Origin of the sequence: Nereida sp. NH-UV-3, assembly GCF_042939535.1 — a bacterium.
GTDB lineage: Bacteria > Pseudomonadota > Alphaproteobacteria > Rhodobacterales > Rhodobacteraceae > Nereida > Nereida ignava.
Window position 1 is genome coordinate 1,719,654 of sequence record NZ_CP132157.1, and the last position, 21,296, is coordinate 1,740,949.

The following is a 21,296-nucleotide window of genomic DNA, read 5'->3' on the forward strand; positions in this document are numbered from 1 at the left end:
CTCCTAGATCATTGTGCAAATAGGAGTACGCAATGTTTGGTCCTTCACGTTCAGAACTTTGGTTTCGTCTACTCGCGTCTATTGCAGGGCTGGCGTTCATGGTCATCGCGGTGAGTATTCGCGGTGTGTCCGGCATGGCGTGGGTAGAGGTCGTTGGTCTGTCATCCATTTTCTTTGGCGGTACGGCGGTTTGGGCTGGTTGGAAACTTTGGACACAAAAAGGCCCGCGAGATTAAGCGCGGGCCTTTGTCGTGAAATTATGAAGTGGCTGCTATTTTACGTCGAACGCAAGTGGCCGTACTTGTTTGAACATACCGGTAGTATTCAAAGCAGCGATCACGTCATCTGGAATTGGGTGGTCGATGTATAGAAGCGCGATTGCCTCACCACCAACTGCCGAGCGGCCAAGTGTAAAGTTGGCGATGTTCACGCCGTTCTTGCCCATTGCGTTACCCAACAGACCGATGATGCCCGGCACGTCTTCGTTTGTGGTGTAGAGCATATTTTGACCGATCTCTGCATCAATGTTGATGCCTTTGATCTGAATGAAGCGCGGCTTGCCGTCGCTAAACACCGTACCGGCTACAGAGCGCTCACGCTTGTCAGTAACGACGGTCACTTTGATATAGCCATCAAACGCACCGGTTTTGTCTTGGTTTGTGGTGCTGATTTGGATGCCTTTGTCTTTGGCAATAACGGGTGCAGATACGACGTTCACATCTGGGTTGGCCTTTTTCATGATGCCAGCCACCACAGCACAGTTCAGCGCTTCGAGGTTCATTTGTGCCACGGTGCCATCATACAGAATGTTGATCGCTTTGATCGGCTCGTCGGTCATCTGACCTGTGAAGTTGCCCAAGTGTGACGCCAGCTCAACCCAAGGGCCCATGACTTTGGCTTCTTCGGCCGTGATGGATGGCGTGTTAAGCGCGTTCTCAACCGCGCCGGTCAGCAGGTAGTTGGCCATTTGATCGGCGACTTGCAGCGCCACGTTTTCTTGCGCTTCTGTTGTTGCAGCGCCCAAGTGCGGTGTGACAACAACGTTTGGCAGGTTGAACAATGGGCTTTCGGTTGCGGGCTCAACAGCGAAAACATCGAACGCCGCACCAGCCACATGACCAGACTTCAAGGCTGCAGCCAGCGCATCTTCATCAACCAGCCCACCACGCGCGCAGTTGATAATGCGGACGCCCTTTTTCATCTGGGCCAGACGTTCTGCGGTGATCATATTGGCGGTTTGTTCGGTCTTTGGAACATGCAGCGTGATGAAATCAGCCTTTTCGAACAGCTCATCCAACTCAACTTTGGTGACGCCCATTTTGTCGGCTTTTTCTTCAGACAAGAACGGGTCAAAGGCCAACACTTTCATCTTAAGGCCTTTGGCGCGGTCACAAACGATCCCACCGATGTTACCCGCACCGATTACACCAAGTGTTTTACCCGTAAGCTCAACACCCATGAATTTGGACTTTTCCCATTTGCCCGCATGCGTGGAGGCGCTTGCTTCGGGGATTTGACGCGCCACAGCAAACATCATCGCAATCGCATGTTCGGCGGTTGTGGTCATGTTGCCGAAAGGGGTGTTCATCACGATGATGCCCTTTTTGGACGCGGCGTCTTTGTCGATGTTGTCTGTGCCAATTCCTGCACGGCCAATAACCTTCAGGTTGTCAGCCGCGTTGATGATTTTCTCAGTCGCTTTGGTGGCAGAGCGAATGGCCAAACCGTCATATTTTGGAATAGCGGCCAGCAGGGCTTCTTTGTCTTTGCCGAGGTCGGGCATGAAGTCCACATCAATGCCGCGATCACGGAAAATTTGAACTGCTGCTTCTGAAAGCTTGTCGGAAATAAGTACTTTAGGGGCCATGGTGCATGTCCTTTTGAATAAATGCCCCCGATGCGTTTGCGCGATCTGATGGGGCTGAATTTTGAGAGTGGGGAGGGCGCGAGGCGTTTGCCTCGCGGTATCAATTAAGCGTCAAGCTCGGCGTGGAACGCCCAGTGTAGCCACGGCAACATTGCTTCAATGTCCGAGGTTTCAACCGTGCCGCCACACCAGATGCGCAGCCCTGCTGGTGCATCGCGGTATGCACCCACATCAAGGGCAACACCTTCTGCTTCCAGCCGTTTTGCGACCGCTTTCGCAAAGGCGGCACCATCTGTGATGCGTGGATCTGTGAACTTTAGACACACAGACGTGACCGAGCGCGTTGCGGGATCAACGGCCAGATTGTCGATCCAATCATTGTTGTCGCAAAAATCCCAAATCGCCTGGGCGTTTGCTTGTGCGCGTGCTTTGAGGCCAGTGAGGCCTCCAACAGATTTGGCCCATTCAAGGGCGAACAAATAGTCTTCGACGCACAGCATTGAGGGTGTGTTGATCGTCGCACCAGAGAAAATACCATCGATTAATTTGCCACCTTTGGTCAGGCGAAAAATTTTTGGCAACGGCCATGGTGGCGTGTAATTTTCAAGGCGCTCAACCGCGCGTGGGCTAAGGATCAAAATGCCGTGGGCCGCTTCGCCGCCCAGAACTTTTTGCCACGAGAACGTCGTTACATCCAGTTTATCCCACGGCAAAGACATCGCAAAGGCAGCTGATGTGGCGTCGCACAAGGTAAGACCGGCGCGGTCAGACGGGATCGCATGGCCGTTCGCCATACGTACACCGGACGTAGTGCCGTTCCACGTAAAGCAGACATCATTATCATAATTCAGAGAGGCCATGTCCACGATTTCGCCGTACTCGGCGGTGTGAACGGTGTGTTCGATTTTCAGCTGTTTGACGGCGTCAGTGACCCAGCCCGCGCCAAAGCTTTCCCACGCAACCATCTCCGCAGGACGCTCACCAAGCAGTGACCACATGGCCATCTCATAAGCACCTGTGTCAGACGCGGGAACAATGCCAATTTTGTAATTGGCAGGAATATCAAGGATTTCACGTGTGGTCTCGATCGCTGCCTTCAGCTTGTCTTTGCCAACAGTTGCGCGGTGCGAGCGGCCCAAGGGCGCGTCACGAAGTGCATCAAGTGTCCAAGTGGGGGGTTTTGCGCATGGTCCGGATGAGAATCGCGGATTAAGCGGCTTTGTCGCCGGTTTCGTCGTCGTCATAATATCTATCCTTACAGATAAGTGCCCTTCGTTGGGGAAGGGTGTCCCACCGCCGGACATACGGGTGCTGCACCTGCGAAACAACTCCGAAAATGGCCCTGTGGCGGCAGGTCGCACACTTTTTGCGACGTATTTTGAGCGGATTGGAAACTTTTGCTGAAAAATCGCTGCTTTGCGGGGGCGCAAATAGGCCAGAGGGGTTGTGGCTTTGCGGGTGCTGGTGTGAATAGGAGCAAAGGAGACCCGCCATGTATATTGCTTCGCTTATTGGCCCCCGTTTGGATGCAGCTTTGGTTGATGCGTTGCGCATGGCGTGGGGTGGCCAAGAACCGGTTCATCTTTGCCCGGGTGAGGCCGCGGAGTTCGCCATCGCAGATACCCCTTCCAATTTGTGGGACGTGTGGGCCGATCTTCAGCGTGAGCATGTTGATCTGGTCGTACAGCCTGCCTTTGGTCGTAAAAAAGCGATGCTTTTGGCTGACATGGACAGCACTATGATCCGCCAAGAATGCATTGATGAGCTGGCTGATGAGGCGGGTTTTGGGGAACGCGTTGCCGCGATCACAGCACGCGCCATGAACGGCGAGTTGGACTTTGAGGAAGCTATTATCGAACGGGTCGGCTTGCTTAAGGGATTGCCCGAAGCAGTTATTCAAAAAGTGCTGGATACGCGTATTGAGATGATGCCCGGTGGGGCCACTTTGCTTGCTACGATGCGGGCAAATGGCGGTTACGCTGCGCTTGTTTCGGGTGGCTTCACGGCGTTCACAGAGGCCGTTGCTGCACAGCTTGGTTTTGATGAAAATCGCGCCAACACACTTTGCGCCGAAGCTGGCGTTCTGACGGGTGAGGTTGGCCGCCCAATTCTGGGACAACAAGCAAAAGTGGATGCACTGGAACAAATCACGGCACGCCTTGGGATTGAGGCTGACGACGTGATTGCCGTTGGTGATGGTGCTAATGATCTGGGCATGCTGTCGCGCGCAGGAACTGGTGTCGCACTTCATGCCAAACCATCAGTGGCTGAGCAGTGCAGTGTGCGCATCAACCACGGTGATTTGACTGCGTTGCTCTATCTTCAGGGATATTCGAAAGACCAGTTTGTTTGAGGTCGGCCCAGAGCTTCTTGCGCTTTTGCTGGCGGTCGCTTTTGTTGCGGGCTTTGTCGACAGCATCGCGGGAGGCGGCGGCCTGATTACGTTGCCAGTGTTGTTGCTGGCGGGGGCAACACCGCTTCAGGCGCTAAGCACCAACAAAGTTCAGGGGTGTTTCGGCTCGGCCACGGCTGCGATCAGTTATGCGCGGGCGGGATTGGTCAATTGGCGTAGCCAGTTTTGGTGGGCGGTGCTTGCTTTTGGTGCCTCCTTGATAGGTGCTTTCGTTGCAAGTGCCCTGCCTATTGGGTTGATCCGCGGTATCTTGCCGGTAGTTTTGATTGGGGTAGCACTGTTCTTTGCCTTTAAGCCTGACCTTGGAAACCTAGACCGCAAAGCGCGGCTGGCGCCGGTGCTGTTTGGGCTGATCTGTGTGCCAATCGTTGGGTTCTATGACGGTGTTTTGGGGCCGGGTGCGGGTTCTTTCTATATGCTCGCGTTCGTCATGTTTGCGGGGTTCGGGGTGCTGAAGGCGACGGCGCACACGAAACTTCTCAATTTTGCCAGCAACATCGGTGGACTGGTGATGTTTGCGTTGGTAGCTGACATCTGGTGGGCCACGGGCCTTGCCATGGGTGTCGCGCAAATTGGTGGTGCAGGCGTGGGTGCGCGATTTGCAATGCGTGCCGGAGCGCGTGTCATCAAGGGTTTGGTGGTTGTGACTTCCGTGGCGTTGGCGCTGCGGTTAATGTGGGAATGGATCTGAGGAGTGCTGAGATGAAGCCTGTAGTTTTGTGTATTTTGGACGGTTGGGGACTGCGCGAGGAAGCGGATTTCAACGCACCAAAACTCGCCCGTACGCCAAACTTTGATCGCATCATGCAGGGCCCTTCTGCACAGCTTTTGACACACGGAAATGACGCCGGTCTGCCAACAGGTCAGATGGGCAACTCCGAGGTTGGTCACACAAACATTGGTGCGGGCCGCGTTGTCGCGATGGATTTGGGGCAAATTGATCTGGCGATTGAGGATGGCTCGTTCTTTGAAAATGCCGAGTTGCAGGCGTTTATTTCGGCACTTCAACAAAGCGGTGGGACGGCGCATTTGATGGGTGTTGTCAGTGACGGTGGTGTGCATGGACACTTGTTGCACATTGCGGCGGCGGCAAAAGCCGTCTGCGACGCTGGGGTACCATGCGTGGTGCACGCCATTACCGATGGGCGCGATGTTGCCCCAAAATCCGCAGATCACTTTATGGCCGAATTGGCAGCAGCCTTACCACAGCAGGCCCGTATCGTGAGCGTTACAGGTCGCTACTTTGCGATGGACCGCGACAACCGTTGGGAGCGCGTCAGCACTGCATATAACGCGATGATCCGCGCTACAGGTAATGCCGCCCAAGCCGCAGATGATGTCGTGCAAGCGGGCTATGCGCAGGACATTACTGACGAGTTTTTGCCCGCCAGCGTCCTTGACGGTTACGAGGGTGCCAAAGATGGTGACGGCTTTTTCTGTCTGAATTTCCGTGTCGATCGCGCGCGCGAGATTATGGCCGCCATCGCCGCACCCGCGTTCGATGACTTTGACCGCGGGACACCCGTTAAATGGGCTGCGGTTTTGGGTATGGTCAGCTATTCTGATGCGCATTCACGCTATATGTCTGTGGCCTATCCCAAACAAAAAATCGTCAACACTCTGGGCGCCTGGGTAGCCAAGCAAGGCAAGCGCCAATTCCGCTTGGCCGAGACAGAAAAATACCCCCATGTGACGTTCTTTTTGAACGGCGGCCAAGAAGAACCAGAGGTTGGTGAAGATCGCTATATGGCGCCGTCGCCCAAAGTCGCCACTTATGATTTGCAGCCCGAAATGTCGTGCAATGAGGTGACGGAAAAGTTCGTTGAGGCGATTGGCGCGGGGTATGATTTGATCGTCACCAACTATGCCAATCCGGACATGGTTGGACACACGGGTGATTTGGACGCTGCCATTGCTGCGTGCGAAGCTGTTGATGCAGGGTTGGGCCGGGTTCTGTCAGCGCTTGAAGCCGCCGGTGGGGTTATGATTGTGACCGCAGATCATGGCAATTGTGAGGTCATGTGGGACGCTGAAACGAACGGGCCGCACACTGCGCATACGTTGAACCCAGTGCCTGTGGCGTTGGTTGGGCATGACGCAAAACTGCGCAACGGTCGCTTGGCTGATTTGGCGCCAAGCCTTCTCAAATTGATGGGCCTGCCCAAGCCCGACGAGATGACCGGAGACGCGCTCTTTTGATCCGAACGGTCTTCATATGTCTTTTGCTGGTCAGTACATTTTTTGCCCCGCAGGTTTCGCTGGCGCAAAACGCTGGCATGACTGCGCAAGAGGCGGCAGACGCGGCCGCTGAAAAATTGATCCGTGCGTCCATCGCGCTTGAGAATGCCGAAAGCGCACCAGACCGGATCACCGCGTTGACCGAAGTTGTCGATGCCTATGAAGCGGGCCTGAGCGCGCTGCGTTCAGAGGTGCGGCGCGCGGCCCTTCGTGAACAGGTGCTGTCCCGTGAGCTGTCAGAAAAATCTGCAGAAATTTCGGGACTGTTGGCGGTGATGCAGACAGTTGGCCAAGCGCGCGGCCCGCAAGTAACGCTTCACCCCAACGGAGCATTAGGCACGGCGCGGGCAGGCATGATGGTGGGTGCTGTGGTACCTGCACTTCAATCGCAAGCTGGATCGCTTTCGGCGCAACTGACCGAATTACAGATTGTCCGGTCTTTACAAGATGCGGCGCGTGAAGATTTGCTGGCGGGGCTGGACGGGGTGCAGACCGCACGCACAGAACTAAGCGAGGCAATTTCACGCCGCACAGATCGGCCCAGACGGTTTTCCGAAGACCCTGTGCGCATGGCGTTGTTGCTGGATGCCAGTGAAACGTTGGCGGCTTTTGCCTCGGGGCTTGCTAACCGTGGTGCTGCAGACATTGATGCAATCACACCTCTGAAAGGTAAGCTTTCGTTGCCGGTGGATGGTGCTGTCTTGCGCCGTTTTGGTCAGCCCGATGCGGCAGGCATCGTACGGCCCGGCTGGATCATGGCGACTGCACCACAGGCGCGGGTTACAACGCCAATGGCGGCGACTGTGCGGTATCTCGGCCCGTTTTTGGACTACGGCAATGTCATCATTCTTGAGCCTGCAACGGATGTTTTGGTTGTTTTGGCAGGGATGAAACGGGTTTTCGGCTCTGTCGGGCAGGTTCTTGAGGCCGGTGATGTTGTCGGGCTGATGGGCGGATCTGACGTAATTTTGAGCGAAACGACGCAGGTGGGTGGCGCATCACGCTCAGAAACGCTCTATATAGAATTAAGAGAAAACGATACGCCGGTGGATCCCGCCGAGTGGTTTGCACAGTAAAAATAAGCTGGGCCGTGCCGTAGCACCATGTTGGCCCCAGAGAGGAATGTGATGAAAAAACTTGTGATGGCTGCCGCCGTTGGTACTCTTTCGAGCGTTATTTTGACAACTCAAGTTGCCGCACCGTTGCTGGCGCAGGACACCCAATCCTCCGGCAATGTGTATCAACAACTTGATCTGTTCGGCGATATTTTTGAGCGCATCCGCAGCCAATATGTTGAGGAAGTAGACGAGGGTGAACTGATCGAAGCGGCGATTAACGGCATGCTTACGTCGCTTGATCCGCACTCAAGTTATTTGCCACCTGCGGACGCAGAAGCGATGCAGGTTCAAACGCGTGGCGAGTTTGGTGGCTTGGGGATTGAGGTGACCCAAGAAGAGGGTTTCGTGAAAGTTGTGGCGCCCATGGACGGAACACCCGCGGATGAAGCGGGCATTCTTGCGGGTGACTTCATCACCCACGTGGACGGTGAAGGTCTTCTTGGGCTGGGCCTAGATGAAGCTGTTGAAATGATGCGCGGCTTGGTTGGCACAGACATTGTCCTGACGGTCGTGCGCGAAGATATTGACGAGCCGTTTGATGTCACAATCACCCGCGATGTGATCAAGCTAACGGCTGTGCGTGCCCGTACTGAAGGTGACACTGTTGTGTTGCGGGTCAGTACGTTCAACGATCAGACCTATCCAAACCTGAAAGATGGCTTGGAAGAGGAGATCGAGAAAGCTGGTGGTCTTGATGATATCAACGGCGTTGTACTTGATTTGCGCAACAACCCCGGCGGGCTTTTGACACAATCGATCCGCGTCTCAGATGCATTTCTGGAGAAGGGCGAGATCGTATCAACTCGCGGCCGTGAGGCAAATCAGGGTGAGCGTTTCAATGCCACACCGGGTGACTTGATTGACGGCAAGCCACTGGTGGTTTTGATCAACGGTGGTTCTGCGTCCGCGTCCGAAATCGTTGCGGGTGCGCTTCAGGATCATCGCCGTGCGATTGTGATTGGGACGAAAAGTTTTGGTAAAGGCTCGGTTCAAACTGTCATGCGGATGCGCGGTGATGGTGCGATCCGCCTGACGACTGCGCGGTACTACACGCCTTCGGGCCGCTCTATCCAGTCGCTTGGAGTGTCACCCGATATCATTGTTGAACAGCCCCGCTTAGATCCGACGGACGCAGAAGATACGGATGCTCCGGCGCGTGCGTCACGTTCCGAGGCAGACTTGCGCGGTTCACTTAACAACGACAGCTTAACCGAGGATGAGATTGAACAGATTGAAGCAGACCGCGAGCGTGCGCGTGCAGCTGCAGAACTTCGCACGGAAGATTATCAACTGGCCTATGCGATTGATATTCTCAAAGGGCTTAGTGCCCTTGGCCCGCAGGAGTAAGCAACCGTGACACCTGATGAAATTGCGGCGCTGCCGTATCGTCCCAACGTTGGCATTATGCTGGCAAACAAAGACGGCCATGTGTTTATGGCGCAACGTTTGGACCGGTTTTCAGATGCGTGGCAAATGCCGCAGGGTGGCATCGACGAGGGTGAAGATGCCCAAGTCGCCGCGCTGCGCGAGCTTGAAGAAGAGACTGGTGTGCCTGCGTCTGCCGTAACAGTTGAGGCCGAAACGGGTGGGTGGATACCGTATGATCTACCCCATGATTTGGTGCCGCAATTATGGAAAGGGCGTTATCGCGGCCAAGAACAGAAGTGGTTCCTTTTGCGGTTCCATGGGGATGATGCGTTGATCAACATCGCCACTGAAGAGCCTGAGTTCTCAACGTGGAAATGGATGCCCGCATCGCAGATTGTCGATGCTATTGTGCCGTTCAAGCGCGGTGTTTACGAGGCCGTTTTGGCAGAGTTTCAGCATAGACTATGAGCGTTTTGCGCGGCACGCTATTGGCGGTGATGCTTTGCACGGCGGGACAAGCGCAGGCGCTGAGTTGCTTGCGCGCAGATGCTGCTACTACTTATTTGAAAGCCGTAAATTCAGATAGGCAATACATGGTGGTTTTGGGTCGTTTTCTTTTTGATGAGAGCGCGTTGAAGACCGCCGCAGAAGATATGAAGCAGTCACGCCAAGCGCGACAAACGCCAGCGCGATTTAGTGGCCATTATCTGACGAAGGCTGGCTTTGTTGCGCCTTGGAGCAGTACGATTGGCCTGCAGGTGGATTGCGCGGCCTCATGGTGTGGAAGCCTGAAAAGCGGTGCGCAAACCCTAGCATTTGTGCAAACCAACGGGGCGGATCACACGCTGCATCTTGCGCCTTGTGGTAACACAACATTCGTCAATCCGAAGGCAGATGATATCGGCAGTGTCGTTGCGTGTCACAAGGGCCGCCAATGTGGAGCGAGCGCGATACGCTAAATGCGCTGGCAAAAGCTGCCAAGTCCTACTACGAATTTATGTATGATTAACCAATGTATTGATACCCGTGCGATCGGACTTGATGTCGGCCTGAAATTTATGTCGTGGCTGACGGGCGCTGAAAATCTTCATTACGGACTTTGGACCGGTTTTGAGGTGAATGCCGCCAACCTTGGTGCGGCGCAGGCTGCCTATACCGATAAACTTTTCAAGCTTTTGCCGCCTGCACCGGCGCGTATTTTGGATATCGGGGGCGGGGCAGGTGAGACGGCGCGCAAGCTGATCGATCTTGGCTATGATGTTGATATTGTCGTGCCTTCAGAATTTTTGGCAACGCGCTGCCGCGAGAACGCGCCAGCCGCCCGCGTGCATTTGATGAAGTTCGAAGATTTCGAAACGGCTGATCGTTTTGATGTATGTCTGTTCTCTGAAAGCTTTCAATATATTGCTGTCGATCAAAGTTTGCCAAAAGCGAATACCTTGTTGCGGAAAGGCGGCGTGATTGTGATCGCTGATTGCTTCCGCTCGGAAAACTTTGTCCGTGAGGATTTAAATCATAAAGTTGGCGGGGGGCATGCGCTTCAACTCTTCCAAGATGCGGTGCCGCGACACGGCTTTGTTGTGACGTCTGAGGAAGATATCACAGCGGCGGTCGCTCCATCTGTTGATCTTGAACAGCAGCTTTTCAACGTAATCGGTTTCGCTACGACGCGCATCGATGCAGAGTTGCAGGCGAAAAAGCCAAAAACGCGGTGGTTTATCGCGCGGGCATTTGGGCTCTTTTCAAGCGAGCGGCGGCGTGTTCGGCTTGACAAACGGTTGAACCACAAAACCCGTAACGCAGATACGTTTTGTTACAACAACCGGTATCTGATGCTGATCCTAGAACGGGCTTAAGTCCTTTAGCGCAGGGCTTTGAGTATGCTTAATGACGGGTAGCCATCCGGTATCGCGCCCACGCTTCGTTGATATGCGCGGACGGCACTAATCGTGTTCGGTCCTATTTTACCGTCCACGCCTTGGGTGCTAAAACCCGCAGCACTTAGCCGTTCTTGCAATTCTTTACGCTCTGCAAATTTCAGGGCGCGGTCGCCGCGTGGCCATGACGCGCGGATCGGGCCGTCACCTTTCAGGCGGTCTCCCAAATGACCCACACCAATCACATAGGCGTCCGCTGCATTATAACGCTCAATCACGTTGAAGTTTTTGAAGATCATAAAGGCTGCACCTTGCGCGCCAGCGGGCAAAAGAAGCGAGGCCGCGCCATAATCCTGCACTCTTCCCCCGCTCATGTTGCGCACACCAAGGGCCGCCCAGTCTGAGGGCATTTTTTTGATTTTCCGGCTTGCCAGTGCGTAATTGAATCCCCGTGGCAGCTGCACTTCAACACCCCAGGGCATGCCTTTGACCCAGCCAAAGCGTTTCAGATATGCCGCAGTTGATGCAAGCGCATCTGTTGGATCATCGGACCAAATATCGCGCTTGCCGTCGCCTGTGAAATCTACCGCATAGGCCAGATAAGAGGTTGGGATGAACTGCGTGTGGCCCATTGCGCCCGCCCAAGAGCCGGTCATGTTCCGCGGACTGACGTCCCCATTATCAAGGATCTCAAGCGCTGCGATCAATTGCTGTTCAAAGAAGCGGCCGCGCCGTCCGTCAAAGGCCAAAGTAGCCAATGCTTCGATGATGTCTTCATTTCCGCGAAACTCTCCGTAGGCGCTTTCAAGGCCCCAGACGGCTGCAACGATTTCTCGCTCAACGCCGTATTTTGCCTCAATCGCGTCAAATGCTTTGCGGTGCTTGCGCAATGCGGCTTTGCCGTTTGTGACCCTTGATGCGGAAGCAGCACTGTCAAGGTAGTCCCAAATTGTTTTGGTGAATTCAGATTGGTTGCGATCACGCTCAATAATTTTTGCGTCATAGCGGACGCCTTCAAATGCGTTGTCAATTGTGCGCTGTGAAACACCTTTGGCGCGTGCGCGAGATTTGAACGATCGTACCCAGCGGGTGAAGCGTGCGTTGTCTTGTGTGGTGCTGGCTTGGACCAAAACGGCTTCCTTCTTGGGGGCAACTTGCGTGCTAGCGCCGCGCATTTTGGGCCGAAGGGATCGGCCTTGTAGTAACGTGATGGGTTGGGTGGCCTGCGCCGCGGTCAGTTGCAGCGCTTGGGGTATTTCGCGCAACGTCGGGCGCAAAGATGAGGTTGGCGCATTGGCTTGCGCAGGCAAAACGAGCGCACATGAAAGTGCAAAAGAGGCCAAGATCGAAACTTTTAAGCACCGCATAGCATTCAGCCCGCCTGATAAAGTACCCTCATCTTAGCAGATTAGTCGTCGTTTTTGCGGCAAACGCAAGTGATGCGGCGAATTGTTGCGTGTTCAGGTCCAATCAGCTGCGCGTGCGTGTTACTTTGCGTTTGGTTTTGGCGGCCTTCTTCTTGAATTTACTGCCCTTTGGTCCCGAAGATTTTCCCTTAGGACCACCCTTGTCGCGGCCATAGCGTTTCTTGCTTGATGGCCCTTTGGCAATGGTCTCACCATCAATCGTGAGCAGTTCAAGCTCAATCCCGCCCGTCATGGCGACTGCTTCGGCAAGCCGCACGGTAACACGTTGACCAAGGCCGATCACACGGCCTGTGTCGCTGCCCATCAGGGTCTGTTCATCCACATCGTGGTCGAAGTATTCAGAGCCAATTGTGCGCACAGGCACCAGACCATCTGCGCCCGTTTCATCAAGCTTCACAAACAGGCCAAAGCGCGCCACGCCGCTGATCCGACCAGAAAATTCGTTGCCAACACGTTCGGTCAAATAGGCGGCAAGGTAGCGATCAGTCGTGTCGCGTTCAGCAACCATAGAGCGGCGCTCTGTATCGCTGATTTGTTGCGCAGTTTCTTGCAGGTTTTCGATATCAAACGGCGATAAGCCGTCTTTGTCCCAGCCGTGTGCTGTGACAAGCGCGCGGTGCACAATTAAATCTGCATAGCGGCGAATTGGCGATGTGAAGTGTGCGTAGTTGCGAAGCGCCAAGCCGAAATGCCCAAAGTTCTCTGGGAAGTAGTAGGCCTGTTGCATGGATCGCAGGGTGCTAATATTGATAAGTTCGGCGTGCTCGCCGCCCGCTGCATCGTTCAGCAATTTGTTGAGATGTCGGGTTTGCAGCACCTGACCTTTGGCCAAATTGAACCCGCTTGATTGTGCGGTTTCCCGCAGGCTTTCCAGCTTTTCGGGCTTTGGTTCTTCGTGCACACGGAACAAAAGCGGCTGTTTGCGCGCGATCAACTCTTCTGCGGCAGCGACATTTGCCAGTACCATGCATTCTTCAATCAGGCGGTGCGCGTCCAGCCGATCTTTGAAATTCACAGACTGGACCTCACCGTTTTCCGCAAGCTCAATGCGGCGTTCGGGCAGGTCAAGATCAAGCGGGCCGCGGCGCTTACGCGCCTCAACGAGTGCTTCATAAGCTGCATAAAGTGGGCGGATTACGTCATCCATAAATGGCGCGACACGATCATTGATGCGGCCGTCCATTGCCTCTTGGACTTCCTCATAATGAAGGGACGCATGAGATTTCATCAACCCGCGCACAAACCGGTGCCGCAGTTTTTCGCCAGAGGCATCAAGCACCATTTCAACGGCGATACACGCACGCGGCACGCCTTCGTGCAGACTGCACAGATCCCCAGATAACCGGTCAGGCAGCATCGGTACGACGCGGTCAGGAAAGTAAGTTGAATTGCCCCGCTTGCGTGCTTCGCGGTCAAGTTCCGAGCCAGAAGTGACGTAGTGGGCCACATCGGCAATCGCGACCCAAAGGATATGGCCACCTGCGTTTGCAGGATCAGGGTCAGCCATGGCAAAACAGGCGTCATCGTGATCGCGTGCGTCTGATGGGTCAATGGTGATCAAGGGCAGATCGCGCAGATCGGTACGTGTGCCCAAGGGGGCGGGTTTGTGGGCGTCTGCCTCCGCGAGCACATCACTGGGGAAATCATCAGGGATGGCGTGTTGGTGGATAGCGATCAGAGACACTGCTTTGGGTGCAGTCGGGTCGCCAAGTCGCGCTGTAATCCGTGCCCGTGGCAGGCCTATGCGGCCCTTTGGGCCGGCGGCTTCGCCTTCGACCAATTCACCGTCTTTTGCGCCACCCGTGGCATCTGCGGCCACTGTCCATTCGCGATCTTGTTTTTTGTCGATTGGCTGGATACGCCCACCTTCAGCGGACTTTTTGAAGATGCCGACAACCTTTGCAGCCGCTTGCCCAATGCGCCGAATAACGCGGGCCTCATAGGTATGATCGCCGCCTTTTACTTCAGTCAATTTGCCCAAAATGCGATCACCGGCACCAAGTGCGGGATCGGTTGCGCGCAAAATCATGAGAACTACGGGCTCAGCACCTTCGCCATGCCATTCCAGCGGACGGGCAAAAAGGTCACCATCAGCGTTTGGTGTAAGCACCTGCAACACAGAGACGGGCGACAACTTTTCGGGATCAGAATAACTGCGCTTGCGCTTGGCCAGATGACCTTCTGCTTCAAGCTCTTTGAGCATCCGCTTTAGATCGATGCGGGCAGCCCCTTTGATGCCAAACGCGCGGGCTATATCGCGCTTGTTGGATTGGGTCGGGTTGTCTTCGATCCATTGTAGCAGATCGGCGCGTGTAGGAAGTGTGCTCATAGGCCGAGGCCTATCACGTCCTGCTAGGCGAAGTAATCCCGAAGGATGCGTGCATAGATTGTTTTGAGTTGGTGGATATGGGCAATTTCAACGTGTTCATCGACTTGGTGCATTGATTTACCAACCAGTCCAAATTCAACCACGGGGCAATGATCTTTGACAAAGCGCGCATCGGACGTGCCGCCAGACGTGGAGAGCGTCGGTACGCGATTTGTCTCAGCCTGAACAGCGGCGGCCACCATGTCGGATAGTGCACCCGGAGGCGTGATGAAGCTCTCGCCGCTGATCTTGATGTCCACTGAAACCTCAATTTCGTAGGCCTTGCTTATTTCGGCAGCTTCGGCACGCAGCCAGTCAGAAACGGTTTCACCGCTGTGCAGGTCATTGAACCGGATGTTCACAGCCGCTGTTGCCGCCGCAGGTATGACGTTTGTTGCGGGGTTGCCCGTATCGATTGTGACGACGGCGATGGTCGATGGATCAAAGTGATCGCTGCCTTGGTCCAGCTCATGGCTTGCGATGCGGTCAACAAGGCGCGCAATGGCAGGAAGCGGATTGTTGGCGCGGTGCGGATACGCCGCGTGCCCTTGTTTGCCAGTCACCGTGAACCACGCAGTAAGCGAACCGCGACGCCCAATTTTCATCATGTCACCCATCTCATCGGGGCAGGTCGGCTCACCCACAAGGCAGACGGACATCTGTTCATTCTGCGCGTCCATCCACTCTAGTAAAGCGATGGTTCCGTCTAACGCGGGGCCTTCTTCGTCGCCTGTAATTGCCAAAATCAACGAGCCGTCGGGCGGTGTGTCGCGCACGTGGTCAATGGCGGCTGCTGCAAATGCTGCTACGCCTGATTTCATGTCAGTTGTGCCACGGCCGTACATCGTGCCGTCTACAACCTCGGCGCCGAAGGGGTCAAATTTCCAAGCGGCTGCGTCGCCAATTGGGACCACGTCCGTGTGACCATTGAAGCCAAACGTTTTGCTGTGACCTTTGGTTCCCCAACGGGCGAATAGGTTTGCGGTCTCACCACGGTCAACGCGCGTACACTCAAATCCCGCCTCAGAAAGTAGCTTTTCAAGCAACACAAGCGCGCCGCCTTCCGTGGGCGTTACACTTGGGCAACGCACAAGATCGGCGGTAAGCTGAACGGGATCGACTGGGGACATTGGCGCACCTGACTGTTGTAGATAGTTTTAACTACCGTCGGGCTTAGGCGGATGCAAACCTAAGCACAGGCGTCACGCTTGAGCCTTTGCAACGACACTTTGCTGAGTTAGGTATTTGGCATGTTTTATCGGTTTTTTGTTACCCTCGCTTTGATTGTTTTGCCAACCGTTTGCACCCTTAGGCAGTTGATCCCATTGTCGTCGCGACAGTCACGCGTGCGCCCTTTTCACTTGTGGAAGGGGGCAAGGAGACGGGCTTTAGTCTCGATCTGTGGGGTGAAGTGGCTCAGAGTATTGGCCGTGAAACGGAAGTTATCCGGTTTGAGCAGTTTGCGGATATGCTGGACGCAGTTGAGACAGGGCGCGCGGATTTAGCAGTTGCGAACATTTCGGTCACCTCTGCGCGTGAAGAAGTGTTTGATTTCTCGCGCCCTATTTTTGCCAGCGGTTTACAGATCATGGTGCCGGCGGGTGGCAATAGTCTTAGCATCTGGTCCATTCTGTTTTCGACGGATGTGTTACTGGCGGTCATTGGGGCGTTTGCGCTGTTGTTCGGCGGCGGCATGATCATGTGGCGCCTTGAGCGAAATGCGCAGCCGTACTTTGAAGGCACCGCCAAACAGATGGCGTTTCCAGCGTTTTGGTGGGCGCTTAACCTGGTGGTGAATGGGGGCTTTGAGGAGCGGGTACCACGGACTGCGTTGGGGCGCATTCTGGGCACATTTCTGGTGGTTGCGTCGTTGTTTCTTGTGTCTGTTTTTGTGGCGAAAATTACATCGGTTTTGACCGTGAATGCGATTACATCATCGATTAACGGACCGGATGATCTTTATGGGCAGCGGGTCGCAACGGTCGAAGGTTCGACTGCGGCGGCGTTCTTGGACGGGCGCGATATCCGCTATGTGGGGTATGAAGGCTTGGGCGGTCTGCTTGAGGCATTCGAAAGCGGCAAAGCAGACGCTGCGGTTTTTGATAGTCCGGTTTTGACCTACTACACTTCAACGATAGGCGAGGGTGTCGGACAGATGGCGGGGCCTGTGTTTATGCGTGAAAACTATGGCTTTGCTCTAGCCTCAGGCAGCAGTCTTGCAGAGCCTGTGAACAGGCTGTTGCTGCGCTTGCGCGAAGATGGAACCTACGCGCGCCTTTATCGAAAATGGTTCGGAACGAACCCGCAGTAGGGCACGTTGGCCCCTGCTATTTCTGTTCGTCAAAGAAAGGGGTTAGTTGTGCCACAACGACTGAATTCTCGTCCAACGCTCGCTGCATCAATGCGCGCTCGTCATCCGAAATATCGTGTCCTTCGGCAAGACGTTCCTCAAGGGTGCCATAGCCCGAAACATCCAATGGGGCGAGGTCTGCTTGCTTTAAGATAGCAACGGCCTCGCGCACTGCTTCGGCCTCATCCACGCCCGATGAATAAAGCATAAGCGCCCCGCCGGTTGCCCCATCAGGCAAGCCGTCGCCATCCTTGCGGCCCACTTGGACCAGCAAGGTATAGACGAAGTGGGCGCGCTTTTCTTTTTTGGGTTTATCAGTCACGCAACAGCTCGTTGATAGATGTCTTTGAGCGGGTCTTTGCGTCGACCTTTTTCACGATTACGGCACAGTAAAGGTGCACGCCGTTTTTGGACGGCATTGAGCCTGCAACAACAACGGAACCTGCGGGAACTTCGCCGTAAAAGACATCGCCTGTTTCGCGGTCAAGGATTTTTGTCGATTGGCCGATGAACACACCCATGCCCAAAACAGAGCCTTCGCGCACGATGCAACCTTCAACAACTTCAGAGCGCGCGCCGATGAAACAATTGTCTTCAATGATTGTTGGACCTGCCTGCATCGGCTCCAACACACCGCCGATGCCAACGCCGCCAGACAGGTGAACGTTCTTGCCGATCTGTGCGCAAGAACCAACGGTTGCCCATGTATCAACCATGGTGCCTTCGTCGACATACGCACCGAGGTTCACAAATGATGGCATCAACACAACACCTGGGGCGATGAACGCTGATTTGCGCACCACACAGTTTGGCACTGCGCGGAAGCCTGCGTCTTTCCATTGGGCGTCGCCCCAACCTTTGAACTTGCTATCAACTTTGTCCCACCAGCCAGCGCCTTGTGGGCCACCTTCGTGCTGTTCCATGTCTTTGATGCGGAAGCCCAAAAGTACGGCCTTTTTCGCCCATTGGTTCACATGCCAGCTGCCATCATAGGTCTTTTCAGCGACACGCAGTTTGCCGCTATCCAAAGCAGCCAAGGTGCTCTCAATGGCATCGCGGGTTTCGCCAGTGGTGGACGGTGTGATGGTATCACGTGCATCCCATGCGGCTTCAATGGCGGTCTCGAGTTGGGCGTTTGACATGTGTCTCTCCAATTGGTGACTGGTCACAGATTATCGGTGGATATAGACACAAGGGGTAATCGGCGCAATCAGGAAGGCCATTCTATGACGAAGCACCGCAAGCATACTTTACGCGGCAGTACCGAAGACCGTGAAGCCGCCAGCCATATCCCTGATACGCCGCAAACGCGCAGCCCTGCTTATGCGTTGGCGTTTGCTGATGACGCATTTATGTGCCGTGAAGAGTTGCGCCCCATGCGCCTTCAGCTTGAGTTGCTAAAGCCCGAACTTTGTCTGGATGAAGAAGGTGTCAAATCAACGGTCGTGATGTTTGGCGGTGCACGCATTGTTGAGCCATTAAAAAAGGCTGAGGTCCGTACCAAAACGCTCGCTGATCTATCGGTGTTTTATGACGAGGCGCGCGAGTTTGCCCGGCTGATGACCCTTAAGGGCAGTGATGGTGAGAACATGATCGTCACCGGTGGTGGCCCGGGCGTTATGGAAGCAGGAAATCGCGGTGCGCTTGATGCAGGTGGCCGATCAATCGGTCTGAATATTGTATTGCCGTTTGAACAAGCGCCGAATGAATATGTGACGCCCGAGCTTTGTTATAACTTTCATTATTTTGCGATCCGCAAGATGCACTTTTTGATGCGTGCCAAAGCGATCACTGTGTTCCCGGGTGGTTTTGGCACGCTTGATGAGCTGTTTGAGGCGCTGACGCTTATTCAAACAGGCCGGATGGAGCGCGTGCCGTTCTTACTGTTTGGCCGTGCGTTTTGGGAAAAAATTATCAACTGGGACGCGTTGGCGGATGCGGGAACCATTGCTGCTGATGATCTGGACCTGTTCCGTTTTGTCGATACCGCCGCAGAGGCAGTTGAGTTGATTGAGACATGGGACGGCGCGGGCGAAAAGCGCGGCACCATCCCGGGTCGTTAATTACCTGTGTAGAGTGTCCCCTGCAGAGATTATCGGCTCAAGCTCGATGATCTGTGGGTCTTGGGGTGCCTCCGCGCTGTAGCGCGCGGCGATGATTTCTGCCGCTTTGCGACCAATTTCAAGACGGCACGCATCCATCGTCGCCAGCTTGGCTGGTAGACCTTGCAGCAGTTCAACCCCGTTGAAACCCGCCAGCCCCACATCAGACGGAACATCAACGCCTTTCTCGCGCAAATGCAGGAGGCCACCCGCACCAATCATGTCATTTGAATAATAAAGAAAATCCAAATCGGGCGTACGTGATAGAATTGCCTCTGTCATCTCGCGACCTTTAGCAAGAGCTGACCCGCCGTCGTAAAATTCCTGATCCGCGATCTCAATACCGTGCTTTGCAAGGGTTTCCGTAAACCCTTCGAACCTTTTGCGGGCGCGGTGATCCATGGGCATTTTAGTGCCAAGGAAACCAATCCGCTTGTACCCTTCTTTCGCGATTGCCTCGGCCATCATTCGGCCAGCGCGCCTGTGCGAAATTCCAACGCAGCTGTCCACAGGGGTGCCATCGACGTCCATGATTTCGACGATTGGAATGCCACTTGCCTTCATCATGGCTCGGGACGCATCAGAATGCTCAAGTCCGGCGATGATGACGCCTGAAGGGCGCCATGACAGCATCTCGAAGAGGACCTGTTCTTCTTTGCCGGGCTTGTAATGTGTGATGCCAACAACTGGCTGTAAGTCAGTCTGGTCCAACACTTCACTGATGCCCATCATCACTTCTGGGAAGACCATGTTGGACATCGATGGAATTATGACTGCAACCAAATTGACCCGCTGTGACGCAAGCGAGCCTGCGATTTTGTTGGGAACGTAGCCAAGCTCTTTGGCGGCGGCTAACACCTTCTCTCGGGTAGAGGTCGATACATCTCCGCGGTTGCGTAGCACGCGGCTAACAGTCATTTCAGAAACGCCCGATGCTTCAGATACATCGCGCAGGGTAAGTGGCCTTTTAGACGTCACAGCGGTCGTCCCTCAGTATTTCAATCTATTGAACGTTAGCGGCGATCATTAACAAAGTCCAAGGGTTGAATGGAGCAAGCATTTATCCGATGGTCACATCCGCACGGCCCCGTGGCTCAACAGGATAGAGCAGCCCCCTCCTAAGGGGCAGGTTGCAGGTTCGAATCCTGCCGGGGTCGCCATCTATACCATCTTGATGACAGTGCTATCGATCGACAGCATATAGCCTTTGCGCGCGATGTTTTTGACCAATAACTCGCCGACCATTTGGTTGCCTAGTGCATCTCGAAGGCGTTTGATCCGTGTTGCGCCTGCTGCTTCGTCGCAATCTGATGAAAGGCGCCCAGATATCATTGCCTCCAGCTCGGCGCCGTTCAGGATGTCTCCGTCCATACGCGCTTCGGCCAAGACACTTAGGGTTTCGATCGCCGCAGGGGTAAGCTTAAACTCCATATTGTTGAGATAAACCGTGTTTTCTTCGCGGCTAATCAACAGGCTGTTCACTTCCATTCCTGCACGCTCAATTGTCGCCATACGTTTGTTCAGGCCCACAAGCATTAGCAAAAAAGTGAGTGCGGCAATAAGCAGAGCGGTCGCAAAAATGAGTAGTACCAAGATAACCATTCGGTAGCTTGCGAGGGTCTCAGAGAACGCCGTGCCAGAGCCTGCGAGTATTTCCAGAAGCTTGATTTCCGCGCCTGACTTTAGATCGTCATTTGCAACAAAAAGTGCTTCAACGCGCGCATTGAACATTCCGGCATCTGGCAATGTGAAAACCAAAAAGAACGCAGCCAACAGCAAAATGACGATCACACTGGTGATGCCAATCGCCACTGTGCGGCTTCCCAAAACACGGGCATCAGTAACGGAGGAAGAACGCACCAGCAGCCTCCTTTTTTGTGTTGAGCTGCGCCTCACTAAAGACAGATAGAACCGTTAGCAGTGTCCAGTTTTTCTGCTCAAGGCGCAGAGCCAGCACTTTTGTAGCGGCTGCGATGTTGCAGCTATCGTCGAGTATTTGTGCCACGCCGTAGTGAAGCCTCAATGGATCGTCCTGTTTGGCTTTGTAGTCTGCGTAACAGGCCGCCTGAGCAGGCACGGTAAGAACAGCGGTGAATAACAATGTGATAAGAATTTTCATACCTATCATAAAGCGCCACTCGTCGCGGATATTCAATAACAGCGCGCGC

Annotated in this window: 21 protein-coding genes and 1 tRNA gene; 12 read left to right on the forward strand and 10 right to left on the reverse strand. The window is 54.5% G+C overall.

Going from position 1 to position 21,296, the window contains the following annotated elements:
- The first annotated feature begins 32 nt into the window (after positions 1–32).
- Positions 33–236, forward strand: coding sequence for a hypothetical protein (locus NeNHUV3_RS08485; protein ID WP_391480893.1), 204 nt, complete (start codon positions 33–35; stop codon positions 234–236).
- Positions 237–271: 35 nt separating this feature from the next.
- Here NeNHUV3_RS08485 and serA read toward each other — a convergent pair whose 3' ends face one another.
- Together serA and NeNHUV3_RS08495 are read right to left on the reverse strand one after the other, a co-directional pair.
- The gene (gene serA / locus NeNHUV3_RS08490; RefSeq protein WP_391480894.1) at positions 272–1,867 is read right to left on the reverse strand and encodes a phosphoglycerate dehydrogenase; all 1,596 of its coding nucleotides are present in this window, start codon (positions 1,865–1,867) and stop codon (positions 272–274) included.
- 104 nt (positions 1,868–1,971) lie between these two features.
- Positions 1,972–3,111, reverse strand: coding sequence for a phosphoserine transaminase (locus NeNHUV3_RS08495; protein WP_391480895.1), 1,140 nt, complete (start codon positions 3,109–3,111; stop codon positions 1,972–1,974).
- Positions 3,112–3,359: 248 nt separating this feature from the next.
- Here NeNHUV3_RS08495 and serB point away from each other — a divergent pair, with 248 nt between their 5' ends.
- From serB to NeNHUV3_RS08535, 8 genes are all read left to right on the forward strand, one after another.
- Positions 3,360–4,220 (forward strand): phosphoserine phosphatase SerB, encoded by an 861-nt coding sequence (gene serB, locus NeNHUV3_RS08500; RefSeq protein WP_391480896.1) that lies wholly within the window; start codon positions 3,360–3,362, stop codon positions 4,218–4,220.
- Positions 4,213–4,971 carry a TSUP family transporter gene (locus tag NeNHUV3_RS08505; protein WP_391480897.1) on the forward strand — a complete coding sequence of 253 codons (759 nt, stop codon included), beginning with the start codon at positions 4,213–4,215 and terminating at the stop codon, positions 4,969–4,971. The genes serB and NeNHUV3_RS08505 overlap by 8 nt, the downstream gene beginning before the upstream one ends.
- A gap of 11 nt (positions 4,972–4,982) precedes the next feature.
- A complete protein-coding gene (gene gpmI, locus NeNHUV3_RS08510; RefSeq protein WP_391480898.1) occupies positions 4,983–6,479 on the forward strand; it encodes a 2,3-bisphosphoglycerate-independent phosphoglycerate mutase in 1,497 nt (498 codons plus the stop codon).
- 77 nt (positions 6,480–6,556) lie between these two features.
- Positions 6,557–7,594, forward strand: coding sequence for a murein hydrolase activator EnvC family protein (locus NeNHUV3_RS08515; RefSeq protein ID WP_391480899.1), 1,038 nt, complete (start codon positions 6,557–6,559; stop codon positions 7,592–7,594).
- Between the two features lie 51 nt (positions 7,595–7,645).
- Positions 7,646–8,983, forward strand: a complete 1,338-nt coding sequence (locus tag NeNHUV3_RS08520; RefSeq protein ID WP_048598640.1) for a S41 family peptidase — start codon at positions 7,646–7,648, stop codon at positions 8,981–8,983.
- Positions 8,984–8,989: 6 nt separating this feature from the next.
- On the forward strand, positions 8,990–9,472 hold the full coding sequence (locus NeNHUV3_RS08525) for an RNA pyrophosphohydrolase (RefSeq protein WP_391480900.1): 483 nt from the start codon (positions 8,990–8,992) through the stop codon (positions 9,470–9,472).
- Positions 9,469–9,963, forward strand: a complete 495-nt coding sequence (locus NeNHUV3_RS08530) for a hypothetical protein (RefSeq protein ID WP_391480901.1) — start codon at positions 9,469–9,471, stop codon at positions 9,961–9,963. Before NeNHUV3_RS08525 ends, NeNHUV3_RS08530 begins: the two co-directional genes overlap by 4 nt.
- A 42-nt stretch (positions 9,964–10,005) precedes the next feature.
- Entirely contained in the window at positions 10,006–10,860 is an 855-nt protein-coding gene (locus NeNHUV3_RS08535) for a class I SAM-dependent methyltransferase (RefSeq protein ID WP_391480902.1), read from the forward strand.
- Between the two features lie 5 nt (positions 10,861–10,865).
- On the opposite strand, the gene NeNHUV3_RS08540 is transcribed toward NeNHUV3_RS08535, so the two are convergent.
- The 3 genes from NeNHUV3_RS08540 to dapE all read right to left on the reverse strand — a co-directional run bounded on the left by NeNHUV3_RS08540 (position 10,866) and on the right by dapE (position 15,806).
- Positions 10,866–12,248, reverse strand: a complete 1,383-nt coding sequence (locus tag NeNHUV3_RS08540; protein WP_391480903.1) for a lytic murein transglycosylase — start codon at positions 12,246–12,248, stop codon at positions 10,866–10,868.
- A 103-nt stretch (positions 12,249–12,351) separates the two neighbouring features.
- A complete protein-coding gene (gene rnr, locus NeNHUV3_RS08545) occupies positions 12,352–14,637 on the reverse strand; it encodes a ribonuclease R (protein WP_391480904.1) in 2,286 nt (761 codons plus the stop codon).
- 23 nt (positions 14,638–14,660) lie between these two features.
- On the reverse strand, positions 14,661–15,806 hold the full coding sequence (dapE, locus tag NeNHUV3_RS08550; protein ID WP_391480905.1) for a succinyl-diaminopimelate desuccinylase: 1,146 nt from the start codon (positions 15,804–15,806) through the stop codon (positions 14,661–14,663).
- 233 nt (positions 15,807–16,039) lie between these two features.
- Between dapE and NeNHUV3_RS08555 the strand changes: the two genes are divergently transcribed.
- Positions 16,040–16,987 carry a transporter substrate-binding domain-containing protein gene (locus tag NeNHUV3_RS08555; RefSeq protein WP_391480906.1) on the forward strand — a complete coding sequence of 316 codons (948 nt, stop codon included), beginning with the start codon at positions 16,040–16,042 and terminating at the stop codon, positions 16,985–16,987.
- Positions 16,988–17,003: 16 nt separating this feature from the next.
- On the opposite strand, the gene NeNHUV3_RS08560 is transcribed toward NeNHUV3_RS08555, so the two are convergent.
- Together NeNHUV3_RS08560 and dapD are read right to left on the reverse strand one after the other, a co-directional pair.
- Positions 17,004–17,348 (reverse strand): hypothetical protein, encoded by a 345-nt coding sequence (locus tag NeNHUV3_RS08560; protein ID WP_391480907.1) that lies wholly within the window; start codon positions 17,346–17,348, stop codon positions 17,004–17,006.
- A complete protein-coding gene (gene dapD, locus NeNHUV3_RS08565; protein ID WP_391480908.1) occupies positions 17,341–18,168 on the reverse strand; it encodes a 2,3,4,5-tetrahydropyridine-2,6-dicarboxylate N-succinyltransferase in 828 nt (275 codons plus the stop codon). The genes NeNHUV3_RS08560 and dapD overlap by 8 nt, the downstream gene beginning before the upstream one ends.
- Before the next feature lie 84 nt (positions 18,169–18,252).
- Between dapD and NeNHUV3_RS08570 the strand changes: the two genes are divergently transcribed.
- Positions 18,253–19,089 carry a TIGR00730 family Rossman fold protein gene (locus NeNHUV3_RS08570; protein WP_391480909.1) on the forward strand — a complete coding sequence of 279 codons (837 nt, stop codon included), beginning with the start codon at positions 18,253–18,255 and terminating at the stop codon, positions 19,087–19,089.
- Here the strand turns inward: NeNHUV3_RS08570 and NeNHUV3_RS08575 are convergent, their stop codons facing one another.
- The gene (locus tag NeNHUV3_RS08575) at positions 19,090–20,106 is read right to left on the reverse strand and encodes a LacI family DNA-binding transcriptional regulator (protein ID WP_391480910.1); all 1,017 of its coding nucleotides are present in this window, start codon (positions 20,104–20,106) and stop codon (positions 19,090–19,092) included. It abuts the gene before it with no gap.
- 105 nt (positions 20,107–20,211) lie between these two features.
- Here NeNHUV3_RS08575 and NeNHUV3_RS08580 point away from each other — a divergent pair.
- Positions 20,212–20,288: transfer RNA gene (locus NeNHUV3_RS08580), tRNA-Arg, on the forward strand.
- A 1-nt stretch (position 20,289) separates the two neighbouring features.
- Here the strand turns inward: NeNHUV3_RS08580 and NeNHUV3_RS08585 are convergent.
- The gene (locus tag NeNHUV3_RS08585) at positions 20,290–20,988 is read right to left on the reverse strand and encodes a transcriptional regulator (protein ID WP_391480911.1); all 699 of its coding nucleotides are present in this window, start codon (positions 20,986–20,988) and stop codon (positions 20,290–20,292) included.
- The gene (locus NeNHUV3_RS08590; RefSeq protein WP_391480912.1) at positions 20,966–21,247 is read right to left on the reverse strand and encodes a hypothetical protein; all 282 of its coding nucleotides are present in this window, start codon (positions 21,245–21,247) and stop codon (positions 20,966–20,968) included. Before NeNHUV3_RS08590 ends, NeNHUV3_RS08585 begins: the two co-directional genes overlap by 23 nt.
- Between the last annotated feature and the right edge of the window lie 49 nt (positions 21,248–21,296).